The sequence below is a fragment of the Enterococcus sp. C74 genome (assembly GCF_040887125.1).
In the GTDB taxonomy this organism is placed as follows: domain Bacteria; phylum Bacillota; class Bacilli; order Lactobacillales; family Enterococcaceae; genus Enterococcus_B; species Enterococcus_B hirae.
On sequence record NZ_JBFOFA010000005.1, the window covers coordinates 1 to 14997 of the forward strand.

Consider the following 14997-nt stretch of genomic DNA (forward strand, 5'->3'; position numbering starts at 1 on the left):
GTCGAGATTGCCGTAGCAACTTTTATATCATATCAGAGTGACGTTTGTTTGTCAACTCTTTTTTTAAAAGTTTTTTTAACTTCGTTTTTCAGAAGTGTTTCAGCAACTCATTTATCATAACTCATCGTTTGTTATTTGTCAACAACTTTTTTGAAGTTTTTTTCGATAGAATCAAGCTTCGTAAGCTGTCGTTTTTTAACGACTTAGTTATCTTATCATGTGTTTTTAGAAACGTCAAGAACTTTTCTGCTATTTTTTTAGAAAGTTTCATTACGCTGTTTCTTAAATCAACGTTAATAAATTTATCACGTAAACCAAGGTACGTCAACAAGCATTTTCACTTAATTTTTCAAAAGAATATTCAAGCAAAAGATCATCATTCGCTTTTACTTCAAAAGAAGCATAAAAAAGTTTGCATTATCGAATATAATCCATGATAAACTGAACGTTTCATCCTTTAAAGAGGACCGGTTACCATAAAAAAAGAAACTTGAATTTTTTTCAAGTTTCTTTTGGTGTCTAATTCTACATTAAAAGAAAGGAACTCCTTCTACTTCGTAAGTGCCAAGGACAGAGCGCATTTGATCTGGGTCTTCCCAAAGATAGCCTTTACCTAAGTCTTCACTTTGACTTTTTTGCTCAGTTTCAAAAACAAACAATGGAACATTTTCGTGATTAATATGTGTATTGGTCAACTCCATCAAATTAATTTTGCTAACATCAATATGAACGATTTCTTTTAAAAAGCTAAGTATGTTTGCTAACCCCGTCTTTTCTTCTGAAAGCTCTGCTAATGCAAACTCCAGCTTGTCATCAATTGAATGGACTAAAAATTTTTTTGATCCATCCTCCAAATGCAACATGATTGTACCAGCTACTTTTTTGCTTGCCAAAATTTCCACCTCGATCAACTTGTTCTGTGGTTTACATAAAAATTCTAGCACATTTTCAGAAAAAATACACTTTTTATTTCTTATTTTCTTTCTGTTCTAGTTCTTCTAGTGCTTCGTCCACCCATTTTGGTAGTTGTTCCGCAATCGTGGCAAACCCGATCTTTTTATTTTTATTCGTAAAGTATCTTTTCCTTCGATAAGGAATAACAGGGCTCTTCTTCTCCAACGTACGTAACGACAAACTAATTTTTTTTGAATATTCATCAATATCAATGATTTGAACAGTTACTGGTTGACCAACTTTTAACAATGTGTGAATACTTTTCGTGTAACCTGATTGTACTTCTGATACGTGAATCAAGCCTTGTGTTTCCTCGTCTAAAGACACAAATGCACCATAAGGCTGTATTCCAGTTATTTTTCCTTTAATTATTTGTCCAATTTTATATGTCATGTACTTCCCTCTCTTTGCATTTATCATTATACTGTAAATGATTTAAAAAAAGAAGTTTTGAAAATACTCAATAGAAAAAGGGGTCCTTTAGATGAGTGAATTTGACAAGAAAGTTTCAAGAAGACATACCGATAGCGTAAAATGGGATTCAATTAAAGAAACCTATCAAAGAGACGACTTATTGCCTTTATGGGTTGCAGACATGGATTTTTTATCACCTGTTGGAGTAAAAAAAGCTTTTGAAAATTATGTTTCTCAAGGTCTTTTTGGTTACTCTACCGTTTCAGAAAAATTATATCACGCAGTCATCAATTGGGAAAAACAACAGCATCAGGTATCTTTAACAAAAGAACACATTGTCTTTACTAGCGCTGTTTTATCTAGTTTAGCTGTTGCAATTCAAACTTTTACTGAACTAGGTGACAGTGTGTTGATCCATGACCCCGTTTACCCACCTTTTTCTGCAATCGTCGAGAGTAATCACCGTCAGCTTATACGGAGTCAATTAATTGAACAAAACAATAAATTCATGATGGACTTTCAAGATATGGAAAAAAAGATCGTTGAACAACAAGTAAAAGTGGTAATCCTTTGTAATCCTCACAATCCAGGGGGGCGTGTTTGGACTAAAGAAGAATTATCACAACTAAGCGAACTATGTTTGAAACACAAAGTGCTGCTTTTTAGTGATGAAATTCATCAAGACTTAGTTTTTTCAACGAACCATTTTAACTCGATGTTAACGATTGATGAAACACTAAGCCAGTCTTTAATCACGTTTACTTCGGCAACCAAGACCTTTAATTTAGCAGCGATTAAAAACTCAATGGTGTTTATAAAAAATCCTAAATTAAAAGAACAATTTGAACAGCGGTTACTAATGAATCAGCAACAAGATATAAATACTTTTGGTCTAATCGGCACACAAGCTGCTTACGAAACGGGTAGAGAATGGCTTAGTCAACTGCTTCCTTATATAGAAAAAAACGCGGCCACTGCCACTTCTTTTTTTGAAAAACATTTACCTCAACTAGGTGTGATGACGATTGAAGGAACGTATTTGATGTGGTTAGATTTTTCTGCTTATGAAGCGAATGACGAGTTGCTAGAACAAACATTGATTACCAAAGGAAAAGTTGTTTTAAATCCTGGCATCTCATTTGGTCCTGCCGGTCATGCTCATATGCGATTGAATTTAGCTTGTCCGGAAGAAACACTACTAGATGGATTGATGCGGATAAAAAAAGCCTTCACATAAAAAACAAAAGCACTTTTGACGACTTTTAAACGAGGTTCTATTCTAATTAGAAATAAAATAAACCAACTGGTTCAATGATTGAAACCAGTTGGTTTATTTTGTGATTAGTTAATAATTAAAATGTCTTACTATTGCGAGTGATTATTCTGATACTTCAACTTTCTCGATCACTACATCATGTACTGGACGATCTTGTGGACCACGTTGTACGTTAGCAATTTCATCTACGGTAGTCATGCCATCAATCACATGACCAAATACAGTATGACGGAAATCTAGCCAAGGTGTCCCACCACCTTTGTATGCTTCGATGATTTCAGCCGGGAAGCCTGCACCTTCTAATTGATCTAGCATATTCGCTGGTACATTTTCATTATTCACGATAAAGAACTGGCTACCGTTTGTATTTGGTCCAGAGTTAGCCATCGATAACGCCCCACGTAAGTTGAACAACTCACGACTAAATTCATCTTCAAAACTTTCACCATAGATGCTTTCGCCACCCATACCTGTACCAGTTGGATCGCCACCTTGAATCATAAAATCAGGGATGACACGGTGGAAAATTACTCCGTCGTAATATCCTTTTTTAGCAAGTTCAATAAAATTTTTAACTGTTTTAGGCGCTAATTCTGGGAATAATTGGACCGTAATGTCACCACGGTTTGTTTTTATTACTGCCTTTGGTCCTTTTTCATTTTCTAAGCTTAATTGTGGGAATACCATATCTTTTTCCTCCTAAAAATTATTCCTTCATTGGTAATAATAACATATTCTCTCTATTCGCTGTTACATGAAACTTAAGAAAACAAAAAGACTCATCCTTATGTAAAAATGATTATATACTTTTTATCAAATGATAGATACTTTTCTGCGTTTCTCTGACTTAAAAAATAATCCACGAGTATTTTTTAATATGTGAACCAGTAGATTTCACGAGAGATCGTTTTCGCTTCTGCCCCAACCTCCTTAAGAATTAGAAATAAATCATTTGTTTGAGAAGTATTCTCAATTAAATTCTGCTATAGTGTGGGTATGAGGAGGAAGTTTTCTATGGAAATCTATGATATTACAATTATCGGTGCAGGACCAGTAGGGATGTTTGCAGCGTTTTACGCAGGTATGCGTCAAGCAAAAACTAAGATCATTGACAGTTTACCTCAACTAGGTGGGCAATTAGCAACGCTTTACCCAGAAAAATACATTTATGATATTCCCGGCTATCCCGCCGTGAAAGCCAGTGACTTAGTAGCAAATCTGGAAAAACAGTTAACCACATTCAATCACTCTTTTCATTTGAATGAGGAAGTTCTTTCTATTACTAAAGAAGATGAAATAATTGAGATCACAACTACTAAAGGAATCCACTATTCAAAAGCAGTCATTTTGACTTTAGGAAGCGGTTCTTTTCAACCTAGAAAATTAAATGTACCAGAAGCAACAACTTATGAGCATCACGGTCTCGATTATTTTGTGAACGATTTAATGAAATATGCTGGTAAAAAAGTAGCAATTGCAGGTGGTGGTGATTCAGCAATTGATTGGGCGTTGATGCTAGAACCGATTGCGAGTGAAGTTTATCTTATCCATCGCCGGCCAGAATTTAGAGCTCATGAGCATAGTGTAAACTTATTGAAAGCTTCATCAGTCAATCTTTTAACTCCCTATCTCATTGATGAATTATCTGGAGAAAATGGGGAATTGACTGCTGTTCGCTTAAAACGGGTAAAAAGCGAGGAAACAATTGAGTTACTGATTGATTCATTGATTGTTAATTATGGGTTCACCTCAAATCTAGAACATCTTTCAACATGGGGACTTGAAAGTACCAGAAATGCAATTTCAGTAAACTCAGATATGTCAACCTCGATACCAGGCGTTTATGCTGCTGGAGATATCTGTTCTTACAAAGGAAAAGTAAAATTGATCGCTACTGGATTTGGCGAAGCACCTACAGCTGTCAATAATGCGTTACACTTTATTAACCCTAAAGAACGCACACAACCTGGACATAGTACCAGTTTATATGATAAAAAAGTTCCTCCGAAATAGGATAGCTTGTGTGATTTTTGACCATTTTGTCCAAAGCAGAGGAGACAACATTTGTTTCTTGCTTTTTTATTTGGTAGGCTAACAATATAGTTGATTCACAGAAGCAAAAGGAGGAAGAAAATGGTTATCAAAACTGAAACGCTAGAAGAAAAAGCACGTGAATTGCTCAATGAGCGTGGAGTAACCCTTGAAGACATTGCTGAGCTAGTGATGTTTTTACAAAAAGATTACATTACTGATCTTACTTTAGCAGATTGTATCCAAAGTGTTCACGCTGTCTTAACCAAACGTGAAGTCCATAACGCGATCATAACTGGGGTTCAATTAGATATTTTAGCAGAAGAAAATAAATTGATGTCACCGCTCCAACATATCATTGAAGATGATGAAGGACTGTATGGGATCGATGAAATACTAGCCTTATCAATTGTAAATGTCTATGGGACAATCGGTTTCACTAATTATGGCTATATCGATAAAGTAAAGCCTGGTATTTTACAAAAATTAAATAGCCATGACGGAAAAAATGTGCATACTTTCTTGGATGACATCGTGGGTGCAATCGCTGCCTCTGCTGCCAGTCGTCTTGCTCACCAAGAGCCAGAAAAACGCAGTCGTTTGACTCAATAAGAGGTTGTGAAAACATCGTATAGCTCCGATGACAATAAGAAAGAATTTTTTAAAATAGCTTCTCATATTTTGAAAAATTCAGGCTTATTTCAAGGAGCTGATGTTTGAACACCGTTTAAAGCAAAAACCCGAGACAATCTCCTTGTCTCGGGCTTTTTTTATTCTGTTGAAACAAAATAGGCATTATGATTTGTTCTATTCTATGTTTGATTTTAACTTCTTTTTAGCTCTCTTTTTCCAATGATCACAAAAAAAGCAAAAAAGAGTTCAATTAAAATAAAAAATAAAATAAAACTATGCATAAAAAATTGTTCTGGTAAGACGTTAATGATTGGATCGGTTGTCGGATCAAACAGCCAATCGTCGTTGTTAAAAAATGTTTCATGGAACAAGATAAAAAAGCGATCAAATCCTACCAACATAAAAAAGCCAGAAACAATCGGTACGAGCATTCCAATCTTAAACGGTTGAACTAAACGCCAAAAACGCTTATGACGTTTCAGATAAAAGAGATAGTAGATACTAGGTATCAACGTCAACAGTAGCACAAAATAGTTAAGTAAAAAAAGTTTTTTGACTTCATAAAAATGATGTGCTCCACTTGCAGAAATAGGAAAATTTTGCAGACTTAATTCCTTCTGAAAAGGATTATTTAAATAAGCCATTAATTGATCAAAATTTTTCAATAAAGTTTCTTGATCAAGCGTAGTATGATCCAATATGTTCAGATATTTGATGTCTAGTTCATAGAGAAAGCGAAAATTGATTGTTATCGCGATCGCCAGACTGATCAGCATGAAGAATAGACAAACCAAACCCGCATATTCTCCCCACACCCATTTTGTTTTTCTCATTCTAGAAACTCCACTCATCTAACGAACGGAGAACGTGTGTAGCAGGTACCGGTAATAAAGGTACATCCTCAGCTTTCGTAAATCCTGAGAGCACCAACAACGTATCAATCCCATTTCGAATCCCTGCTTGGATGTCTGTTTCATAGTTGTCTCCAACCATGATGACATCTGCTTTCGTTAAACCTAATTTTTCTACCGCCTTATCCATAATGATCGCTTCTGGTTTGCCAATATAAATCGGTGGCGTCTGTGTAGCTGTCTCCACAAACGAAATAACCGATCCTGCACCCGGCAGCAACCCACGCTCAGTTGGAATATTTTTATCTGGATTTGTTCCAATAAATGTTGCCCCTTTTTGGATCGCAAGAGTCGCTTTGACTACTTTTTCATACGTCAGATAATTATCTAGACCGACCACTACATAATCGGGATTGTCTTCATCCCAGACAAACCCTGCTTCTAAAATCAAATCGATCAAACCAGCTTCACCTATGGCATAAAACGTGTTTCCTTTCCCGGCAGCGTGCATAAAATCGATCGTTGCTAAAGAAGCTGTATAAACAGTTTCTGGGCTAACGTGTATATCAAATTCATCTGCCAAGCGATTGGCTACTGCCTGCGGACTTTTTGTGGTGTTATTCGTAACAAACAGAAAAGGCTGTTTTTTTGCCTGAAGAGCCTCCACAAAACGTTTCCCAGCAGGTATAGGTTCAGTCCCCCGATAAATCGTTCCATCTAAATCAATCAAATATCCTTTATAATCCATCTTTACTCTTCCCTTTGTCTTATCGTAAAATTAGTGTTGGCTTTTGGTTTAGTTGATGTTTTTTCAGTCTTTTTTTGTTCTGTTTTTCTTTTTTTGATGACCGGTTTTTTGTGATTTGAAGAAACGGGTCCTTTTTTCTCATCAATGTACGCACGATGTTGGTTTTGATTTTTCTTTTTTCTTCGGCGAGGAGTATTTTTTTCCTTCTTACCTCCGATTTGTTCAATCACAAAATAAGCGCAACCAAAATTACAATACTCATACAAATAATCTTCCAAAGCATCAATTCGTTGGTCGGGATGAGCACGTCTGTTATCTACACGGAAAAATCCTTTTAATCTTAGTTGTTCATAGCCCCAATCACCAACGATATAGTCATAACGCGACAAGACTTCACTATATCTTTCGCCAAGTTTTTCTGGATTGAACCCCTCTCGATGATCCTTTACTAGGCGATAGTGCTGTTCGCCAATCAAAAAATTCTTCTCATCGATGAAAGTAATGATTTCTCCTTTTACTTTCTCCGGTTTGGGTTCTTCGATAATTTCTTCTAACACGGCGGTGATTTCTTCTGTCACCGTATGGTCCTCGACATTTTTCGCTGTCTGTTTTTCTTTTGTTTTAGCTTCAACGGCGTGTTGCTCTTTTTGTTTTGCCGACATGCTTTCACCACCTATCATTCCTATTATACCTTGTTTTTATTTTATTGGATAGTGAGCATTTAAGTATTCCCCTACTACGCTACGAATAAATTCCGGAAATAAAAATTCATTTTCACCAGCAATCTCAATCGTTGGAAAGAAAGGTACAAACATAAAATGATCCACTGTTGTAAATGTATATCGATGCTCGTTATCTATCGGCTGATTCAGCCAGTGAACTTGATGATTCACTGCATCATAAGAGATCCCACTATAAACTACTTGTCCAAAAATTTTCCCCCGAAATCCCATACCTCTGATTGGGTAATTGCGTAAAAAGGCACGATTTTTTTCGATTTCTAATACCAATCGAATCAAATCACTTCCTTTAAGTGTGACATTCAGTAAATGCATTGGATGAGGCAATGCCGTATGCAGTTGATCCTGATTGATCAGCCCTGCTGGTAATCCAGTTAAAAACAACCCACTATTTAGCATTGCGCCTTGTGTTTGCCCACGATACTTGACTGCTTCTAACGCCTCATAGATAAAAGAATGTTCCGAAAAAATATCTACTGATAAATCATAAGGTAACTTGGCTACTTTTTTTGCCGCTAATAGTTCGTGCCCTTTAGTTAAATAATCATGGCTTTCCTGCTCATCTTCAATAAACGTCGTCATCGTTTCTGTTGGGATAGCCCGAGCTGATTTTTGGATGATGTTTTTATGCTCATCAACGGTGAGGTGAACCTCTCCAACGTATTGTCCATATTTTCCCGCTGCTGCAAGCTGAACACCATTAACGATTTGACCATCAATCAGCAAATGATGCGTATGTGAGCCTAAGATTACATCGATTGATGGAAGTTCTTGGGCAATTTGACGATCGTCTTGGATACCTAGATGGCTCATCAATACCAAGATGTCTACTTTTGGTCTTAGTTCTTCCACTAATTCAGGCAAAATATCATAAGGGTTTCTGATATCCCAACCATTTGGACTATAAGTTAAGGGAAAAGGAGCCGTCAAAGCCAGTAAGCCGATTTTAGTCTGTTGAGGAGTTTCAATGATCTTGTACTTTTTTGCCCATTTCGGCGGTTGCAACAGATGTTTATCAAACAAATTATCCAATAAAATATCAAAATTTGCCTGATCATAAAGATGATTCAATTGATCCTTGGCATTTCCCACGCCTTCATTATTACCTATCGTCACAGCATCATAGCCTACGTTATTCATTAGTTCAACATTGGCTTGTCCATCGGTTGCTTCTGATAGCGGGTGCCAGCGATCAACAAAGTCACCTAAATCAACAGTGATGGTCGTGGTATTTTCTTTTTTTTCGTTTTCACGCTTTTTTTGCTCAATAAACCTTCTGATTTTAGGCCAGTTTTCTAGATGCGAGTGTAAATCATTCGTATGTAATAGAACTATTTTTTCCATCTTATTCTTTCGCCTCACTTTTCTTTATCATACCATAGGCTTTTTCTTTGTTCACTTTGAAAGATTTTAAAGAAAATCAAATTCCTCCGCTGTGAATAGACTCCATTCTAAACGTTAGCCTTGTGGATAATATCGGATCAAAGTAATAATCAGTCTATCTCTAGCTAGCGATTCGGGGTAGAAAAGTGATGAAAAAATACGTTACAGCAAAACATGATCAATAGATATAATTCTATCGGCATTGCCCATTTATTCGTCAACCAACGTTCAAACAAATCGACAGAAATAAGCCGTAGAATTTCCAGTATACGCAGGACGAATGTCGGAATTCTTCGGCTTATTTCTTAAAACTAACTCTTCTATCACTACTTCTTCAGTAATAATCAAGTAGCAATCAGTTTCTCATTTTTCTCTTTTCAGCCAACTAATTGAAGTTTTTTTAATCAAAAAATTGATTAGATGCAGCTATGCTGATTTGTAGACGATCCAATGGTTCGCCAAACATTCCTGCCCAGCCATCATAGCCAGCAATAGAGGTGCCATCATCACAACATACTCCTAGCCAACCAGCTCGGGCGGTCGTTTGGGAACGGTAGTAGGCTTGCGATAATGTCTTACCTGTAGGTGTTGTATAGTAAAGTTGCACACCATCGATGGCTTCACCAGGATTTCCTGCACATCCATTGACCATATCATTTGGATCACCTTTGCTGACCCAATCTAACCAACCACTTTTTACCGTATGGACTCGATAACGAATCGTTCCCGCATCTACTTTGATATAAAGCATGTCATGTTGATTATTTGGCAATCCTGAAAAACCATTGGAATCGACATCATTGAAATTGGTAATTTCTCCTAACCAACTTCCGCCCAACACACGTAACCCATAGTGAACATTGGTAGAAAAACTTCCCCCATTATTTACCCCTGGTGAATAAGTAAATAAAGGATTGGATTTCGCAATCCCGATTTGCAGACGGTCTAGCGGTTCGCCAAACATCCCTGCCCAACCATCGTAACCGACGATCGATGTTCCATCATCGCAACAAGTTTGTAACCAGTCAGCACGAGCGGTCGTTTGTGAACGGTAATATGCTTGTGAATAAGTTTCTCCAGCAGGTGTTGTGTAATAGATTTGTACACCATCAATCGCTTCTCCAGGATTCCCTGCACATCCATTGACCATATCATTTGGATCACCTTTACTAACCCAATCTAACCAACCGCTTGTCATCGTGTGTACTCGATAACGTAATGTTCCTTTATCAACCTTGATGTATAGCATATCGTGTTGATGATTCGGTAATCCTGAAAAACCATTAGAATCTGAATTGTTAAAGTTAGTGATTTCTCCTAACCAAGCTCCCCCCAACACTCGTAAACTATAATGAACATTTGTCGAAAATGAAGGTGGCGTTGGGTCATTAGTCATTCCTGTTGAACTTGATTGATTAAAACCGCCAGAAAAACGCCAAACTTCATAATAATGAAACCCATTTGCAACGATATAATTTTTATCAAAACGTAATTCTTGAATCGCAGTATTTTTTTCTCCTTGCGTATAGTAACAAGTTGAAGTGATGTTTTTACCACCACCAGTAATCACACCTGTATGTCCAATCGCACCACCTGAATCAGCCATCGAGGACCCACCAGAAAGTAAAACAATATCCTCATCTTTCAGCTGAGAGAGATTGGAAGCGTTTGAATTTCCGACTAAAACTAATACATAACCACATCTTTGGAGATAACCACCAAGGGTAACCGTATTATATAAATAGCTATAAGGAATTCCAGAGCTGTCTTTGACTGCTTGAGTAATACTTCCAGAACAATCTGCCGTTCCATCTGTACCGTTTCTTGAGCCAGTCATGGAATAGGTTATCTGTCCACGATGTTTATTGAACCAATCCACGACTTTTGTTCGGTTTAATTGTTGGTACCAGTATCTAGCTTGTTGCGCTCTTGCTGGTTGGTTTGCATTTGCCGGTCTTTCATAATATTGAATGAAAATATTCGCCAGTTCTTCTGGAGATTTGTTACTTGTCTTAAATTGTTGAAACGTCATAGATATATTATAAAATTGTTGATTGTTTGCTACCTCCCACTCAATACGTTTGCATTGAGAAATGACGTCTTTGTAATTTAATCCATTCGCATTTGCCCAATTGATATATTTAGATGCTGGTGTCCATTGCACTAGTCCGTATCCACCAGACATATTTCCAACAATGTCGCTCTCCCATCGGTCGGCAATAATGCCACTTTCTGATTGCATGTTCCCTAATAATCCAGCAACTGCGGTTTTTGACCAACCTTGACTGACCAAGTAATCCCAAATTGTTTTTGCTGTTTCAAATTGTCCCATAATAGTTGTTCGCTCCTTACTTTCAATCATTTTTTCATATTAGTTGCGCCTTTAAATGTACACAGCTTATTACTTACTGTTATCTTTCATCCTCCTAAAAAATTATTTTGATCATTTGATTCGAATCACATAGATATGTGAGCTATTTTAGTGATTTGTGACAGAAAAAATAAAATCTTTCACTTTTTTCTAAAAAGCTGTGCCTAGGTTGCTTTGTTAGTAAATAAAAAAGTCATTGTCACGTAGTATCTCGGTAAATTCACTTTGATCCTTCCTAATCGTTCTCTGTTTCGTTATTGTTTTGGTTTCATTTTGTCTTGAATTGATTTTAAAATCCCCTCAAAATAAGTCGTTACTTCTGACTCAGCAATATTGGTCAAAATGCTCCCAATCTCAGTGAAAATCAGGCAAGTCGTAAAAACCTTTACTAACGTAAATTCAAAATGAACGCCGTTTTGGATCAACACAAAATCAACGACTCCCGTCAGGATCAATAACACAAAATGACTGAGTTTTTTCCAAAGTCCTCGCCAACTTAGCGTTGAATACCAAACATGATTGACTTTTGCTTTAAGCCAACCTGTTATGAGATCTAATAGAACCACTAGAAAAAAACTGTGAATTAATGCTTGATCACTAGCAAAGACTTTCGTTAATGCCGTCATACTAACACCTCCTTTTAAACGTAATGACTGCGAAAGAAATGCCCTCCATAACAGACATTAGTTTGCAGTTTTGAGTCCCTTGCTTTTAGCTTTCATCATTTGTTTGATACACTATTCTTCTTTTTACATTGTCAGACCTTCCTTTCACTACTTTGCTAAAGATTTTTGTTTCCATTTAGATATGTTGGAAAATAATAAAATTTGTGACAAAAAAAAAGGACTGGGACAAAAGTTGTCTCAGTCTCTTCTAGTATCTCTAAAAACGAATAAACGGTGTTCAAGAAGCAACTCCTCAACAATAAGCCTGAATTTTTCAAAACATGAGAAGCTGTTTCAAAAAATTCTTTCTTATTGTCATCAGAGCTACCCGATGTTTTCACGACCTCTTGTTCACGGTGAGACAAAAGCAGTATCTTCGGAAAATTTGCCGAAATTTACCAAAAATTTGAGAATCACCAAGTAGGTAACAATCAACATCAAAAACTAGTTTTTGTGTTTCTTGTCAATTTTCGGAAATTCCTTCTTATTTCTTGATGCTGAACACTTTTGTCTCAACCTCTTTCAACTTTTCACTGTTCTTAAGTCAACTTATTCGTTCACTATTAAATTTAGAGCTGTCATTTTATCAAGTTCTCTGCTTATTCAAAAAAAGAATTTTACAAAATATTCGTTGTGAATATTTGTAAAATCCATATTTTGGACTAAAGTTAAATTTTATTCCAGGCTTTTTTCTTGTCATTTATTTTAATTATTTTTTACTTCTTCTGCTTTCTTTAAAATCGCATGTGTCAATGTTTCAGAAAAATTGATCTTCAATTCTTTGCCTAATTTATCTGCCCACTTAGGAATAGACACATTTTTACGTTCTCTCTTTTCCATGTCCAGATACTCTTTTATATTAACTGAAACAAGCGTGACAAATGAATCCTCTTTATTGTATGTATTCGTCTGCTCAAAAGGGAAAGAGTTTTCTACATTAATATTGTTTACACTTGAGCTAGACGGCAATTTATTTTCTTCCTCAATATAATAAGACAATTGTAGCCCAAGATAGTCACTAGCCATCTGCATACCGTCGTTTATATCATTTGCTTGTGTTCCGTTTCCATCAATATGTACCTCTTTCGATTATTTATTTTTAGGTCATTGGTATGGAATGCTGTCTTTTCACCAATAACAATTATACTCTATCTATTTACTTCTCTATAAAATACAAATAAAGTACCTAAAAAACTAAAGAGACACTGGTTCATTATACAAAAAAAAACGTAACAAGTAGTAAAGTACTACCTATCACGCTTTTAAGATTCGTTTTAATCAGACACATGGCGGATCCTGCTTAGTGCTGCTTCCTTCCAGATCTGACACGCTTCACAAGCCCGCCATTGTCCTAGCCTTTCGGCAAATAATAGTATACCTGATTTTTTTTTATTTGGCTAGCCTTTTTTTAATTTCTTTTTTCTTAAGCGCAACTCTCTAAAAAAATCCGTTAAAAGTTGGCCACATTCCGTTTCCAAAACGCCTCCTACTACATGGGCTTGGTGGTTAAAGCGTTCATCTGTCAACAAATTCATTAATGTTCCCGCTGTTCCGCCCTTTGGATCATACGCACCGAAGTATACTTCTTTGACTCGAGATAAAATCATCGCACCGCTACACATAGGACAAGGCTCGAGTGTCACATATAATTGGGCTTCTTCTAAACGCCAACTTCCAACATTTTGACAAGCTTCACGGATTGCAATCATTTCCGCATGCGTGGTTGCGTCTTGCGTGGTTTCTCTTAAATTGTAGCCTCTTCCAATGATTTCATCATTTAAAACAACAATCGCTCCAATTGGTACTTCCGCTAATTGTTGGGCTTTCTGAGCTTCTTCAATGGCTAAACGCATCCATTTTTCATGTTTTTCATTATCGATTTCCTTCATTTCCAATCGATCCCCTACTTTTCGTTTTCTTGCTTAACTTTAGCATAAGTCAAAAAGGTTGTAACTAGCTTTTTGTCTTATGGTAAAATAAAATATGAGGTGACTTTGATGGACTTGACAAAACTGATAACACTTTATCCTAATGCACAGAAAAAAAATTCCCCTGCTTCCGATAAAGGAATTCTCTCTTTAGCAATTGATGATTATTTTTTATGGATCGATCAATCGACGATTTCGACACAAGAAACAAATATTTTGAAAGCGTTATTCCCTGTAGCTACTGTCGAAGATAATCATCCATGGTATCATTATCTATTTGAAAATAAACCGCTAGTAGCAGAAGAAAGCTTTCGCATGATTCAATTTCACATTGATCCAAGAGGAGAATTTCTTAAGCGCCAATGGCAAGAAACAATCGGTGAAATGTTTTTCCACTTAGAAGATTTTTTCTTTTATACAGAAACCGATGCTATACTGATTGAAAAAAAATGTCCTAGTTATCTAGAAATTTCTGAGCTAAGAGGTATTTTTCTTTCATTAGATGCAGACTTTGAAATTACTACCCAAGTATTTATTGGCTCATTTCATTTGCCTTCTCCCAATTTTTCAGAACTGTTTTTTGAAGAGCGGAAAATATTTTTTGAAGAAAAAAAGCACTTTGCTTTACATGGTGGCGCAATCTCATTATCGGAGGTGGCTTTACATCATTATACAAAAGGAACAATGAACAACAATCAGTTAATTGCAAGTTATCAGGAGATGGTCAAACGGACAGAAATGGAAGAGATTATTTCAGTGTTATGGAAAAATTTAGGTAATATTAGTTCGACAGCTAAATCACTCTTTCTTCATCGAAATACATTGAAATACAAAATCGAAAAATTCCAAGAACAAACTGGGTTCAACTTAAAAGAAGCAAATGATTTACTGTTTTGTCATTTGCTCTTACTGCAAGAACAAACACATTGAACACAAAAAGCGAAAGTATTCGTTCATGAGACAAACCAATAATGTTTGTCCCATTTTCTAATACTTTCGCTCT

General features: G+C 36.2%; 14 protein-coding genes, 1 other RNA gene and 2 pseudogenes. 4 read left to right on the top strand and 13 right to left on the bottom strand.

What is annotated here, in order from left to right:
- Window positions 1-530 precede the first annotated feature (530 nt).
- Window positions 531-893, bottom strand: a complete 363-nt coding sequence (locus tag AB3H93_RS07880; protein WP_010720718.1) for a hypothetical protein — start codon at window positions 891-893, stop codon at window positions 531-533.
- A gap of 73 nt (window positions 894-966) precedes the next feature.
- A complete protein-coding gene (locus AB3H93_RS07885) occupies window positions 967-1347 on the bottom strand; it encodes a CvfD/Ygs/GSP13 family RNA-binding post-transcriptional regulator (RefSeq protein WP_010720719.1) in 381 nt (126 codons plus the stop codon).
- Between the two features lie 91 nt (window positions 1348-1438).
- Here AB3H93_RS07885 and AB3H93_RS07890 point away from each other — a divergent pair, with 91 nt between their 5' ends.
- A complete protein-coding gene (locus AB3H93_RS07890; RefSeq protein WP_368020399.1) occupies window positions 1439-2605 on the top strand; it encodes a MalY/PatB family protein in 1167 nt (388 codons plus the stop codon).
- 141 nt (window positions 2606-2746) lie between these two features.
- Here AB3H93_RS07890 and AB3H93_RS07895 read toward each other — a convergent pair whose 3' ends face one another.
- Entirely contained in the window at window positions 2747-3331 is a 585-nt protein-coding gene (locus AB3H93_RS07895) for a peptidylprolyl isomerase (RefSeq protein WP_010720721.1), read from the bottom strand.
- A 327-nt stretch (window positions 3332-3658) separates the two neighbouring features.
- Between AB3H93_RS07895 and AB3H93_RS07900 the strand changes: the two genes are divergently transcribed.
- Together AB3H93_RS07900 and AB3H93_RS07905 are read left to right on the top strand one after the other, a co-directional pair.
- A complete protein-coding gene (locus tag AB3H93_RS07900) occupies window positions 3659-4657 on the top strand; it encodes an NAD(P)/FAD-dependent oxidoreductase (RefSeq protein ID WP_034700569.1) in 999 nt (332 codons plus the stop codon).
- A 120-nt stretch (window positions 4658-4777) separates the two neighbouring features.
- The gene (locus tag AB3H93_RS07905) at window positions 4778-5287 is read left to right on the top strand and encodes a phosphatidylglycerophosphatase A (protein WP_010720723.1); all 510 of its coding nucleotides are present in this window, start codon (window positions 4778-4780) and stop codon (window positions 5285-5287) included.
- A gap of 212 nt (window positions 5288-5499) precedes the next feature.
- Here the strand turns inward: AB3H93_RS07905 and AB3H93_RS07910 are convergent, their stop codons facing one another.
- The 10 genes and pseudogenes from AB3H93_RS07910 to tadA all read right to left on the bottom strand — a co-directional run bounded on the left by AB3H93_RS07910 (window position 5500) and on the right by tadA (window position 13955).
- Window positions 5500-6141, bottom strand: a complete 642-nt coding sequence (locus tag AB3H93_RS07910; RefSeq protein ID WP_368020400.1) for a TIGR01906 family membrane protein — start codon at window positions 6139-6141, stop codon at window positions 5500-5502.
- A gap of 1 nt (window position 6142) precedes the next feature.
- The gene (locus AB3H93_RS07915; RefSeq protein WP_368020401.1) at window positions 6143-6907 is read right to left on the bottom strand and encodes a TIGR01457 family HAD-type hydrolase; all 765 of its coding nucleotides are present in this window, start codon (window positions 6905-6907) and stop codon (window positions 6143-6145) included.
- A 2-nt stretch (window positions 6908-6909) separates the two neighbouring features.
- Window positions 6910-7569: a YutD family protein gene (locus AB3H93_RS07920; RefSeq protein ID WP_010720726.1), complete on the bottom strand. Its 660-nt coding sequence runs from the start codon at window positions 7567-7569 to the stop codon at window positions 6910-6912.
- Window positions 7570-7605: 36 nt separating this feature from the next.
- Window positions 7606-8991, bottom strand: coding sequence for a bifunctional UDP-sugar hydrolase/5'-nucleotidase (locus AB3H93_RS07925; RefSeq protein WP_368020402.1), 1386 nt, complete (start codon window positions 8989-8991; stop codon window positions 7606-7608).
- Window positions 8992-9430: 439 nt separating this feature from the next.
- Window positions 9431-9898: pseudogene (locus tag AB3H93_RS07930) on the bottom strand (hypothetical protein); the annotation flags it as partial.
- A gap of 660 nt (window positions 9899-10558) precedes the next feature.
- A pseudogene (locus AB3H93_RS07935) lies at window positions 10559-11392 on the bottom strand (phage tail tip lysozyme); the annotation flags it as partial.
- Between the two features lie 263 nt (window positions 11393-11655).
- Window positions 11656-12027 carry a phage holin family protein gene (locus AB3H93_RS07940; RefSeq protein ID WP_053766345.1) on the bottom strand — a complete coding sequence of 124 codons (372 nt, stop codon included), beginning with the start codon at window positions 12025-12027 and terminating at the stop codon, window positions 11656-11658.
- Window positions 12028-12771: 744 nt separating this feature from the next.
- Window positions 12772-13092: a hypothetical protein gene (locus AB3H93_RS07945; RefSeq protein WP_368020403.1), complete on the bottom strand. Its 321-nt coding sequence runs from the start codon at window positions 13090-13092 to the stop codon at window positions 12772-12774.
- A 246-nt stretch (window positions 13093-13338) separates the two neighbouring features.
- Window positions 13339-13423, bottom strand: an RNA gene (gene ffs, locus AB3H93_RS07950) — signal recognition particle sRNA small type.
- Window positions 13424-13463: 40 nt separating this feature from the next.
- Window positions 13464-13955 (bottom strand): tRNA adenosine(34) deaminase TadA, encoded by a 492-nt coding sequence (tadA, locus tag AB3H93_RS07955; RefSeq protein ID WP_010720731.1) that lies wholly within the window; start codon window positions 13953-13955, stop codon window positions 13464-13466.
- Window positions 13956-14063: 108 nt separating this feature from the next.
- On the opposite strand from tadA, the gene AB3H93_RS07960 reads away from it, so the two are divergent.
- The gene (locus tag AB3H93_RS07960) at window positions 14064-14924 is read left to right on the top strand and encodes a helix-turn-helix domain-containing protein (RefSeq protein WP_368020404.1); all 861 of its coding nucleotides are present in this window, start codon (window positions 14064-14066) and stop codon (window positions 14922-14924) included.
- Window positions 14925-14997: the final 73 nt, after the last annotated feature.

Bases quoted from the DNA above. Each gene is read 5' to 3' on its own strand.
- AB3H93_RS07885 (WP_010720719.1), bottom strand. From the start codon at position 1,347: ATGACATATAAAATTGGACAAATAATTAAAGGAAAAATAACTGGAATA.
- AB3H93_RS07890 (WP_368020399.1), top strand. From the start codon at position 1,439: ATGAGTGAATTTGACAAGAAAGTTTCAAGAAGACATACCGATAGCGTA.
- AB3H93_RS07895 (WP_010720721.1), bottom strand. From the start codon at position 3,331: ATGGTATTCCCACAATTAAGCTTAGAAAATGAAAAAGGACCAAAGGCA.
- AB3H93_RS07900 (WP_034700569.1), top strand. From the start codon at position 3,659: ATGGAAATCTATGATATTACAATTATCGGTGCAGGACCAGTAGGGATG.
- AB3H93_RS07905 (WP_010720723.1), top strand. From the start codon at position 4,778: ATGGTTATCAAAACTGAAACGCTAGAAGAAAAAGCACGTGAATTGCTC.
- AB3H93_RS07910 (WP_368020400.1), bottom strand. From the start codon at position 6,141: ATGAGAAAAACAAAATGGGTGTGGGGAGAATATGCGGGTTTGGTTTGT.
- AB3H93_RS07915 (WP_368020401.1), bottom strand. From the start codon at position 6,907: ATGGATTATAAAGGATATTTGATTGATTTAGATGGAACGATTTATCGG.
- AB3H93_RS07920 (WP_010720726.1), bottom strand. From the start codon at position 7,569: ATGTCGGCAAAACAAAAAGAGCAACACGCCGTTGAAGCTAAAACAAAA.
- AB3H93_RS07925 (WP_368020402.1), bottom strand. From the start codon at position 8,991: ATGGAAAAAATAGTTCTATTACATACGAATGATTTACACTCGCATCTA.
- AB3H93_RS07940 (WP_053766345.1), bottom strand. From the start codon at position 12,027: ATGACGGCATTAACGAAAGTCTTTGCTAGTGATCAAGCATTAATTCAC.
- AB3H93_RS07945 (WP_368020403.1), bottom strand. From the start codon at position 13,092: ATGGCTAGTGACTATCTTGGGCTACAATTGTCTTATTATATTGAGGAA.
- tadA (WP_010720731.1), bottom strand. From the start codon at position 13,955: ATGAAGGAAATCGATAATGAAAAACATGAAAAATGGATGCGTTTAGCC.
- AB3H93_RS07960 (WP_368020404.1), top strand. From the start codon at position 14,064: ATGGACTTGACAAAACTGATAACACTTTATCCTAATGCACAGAAAAAA.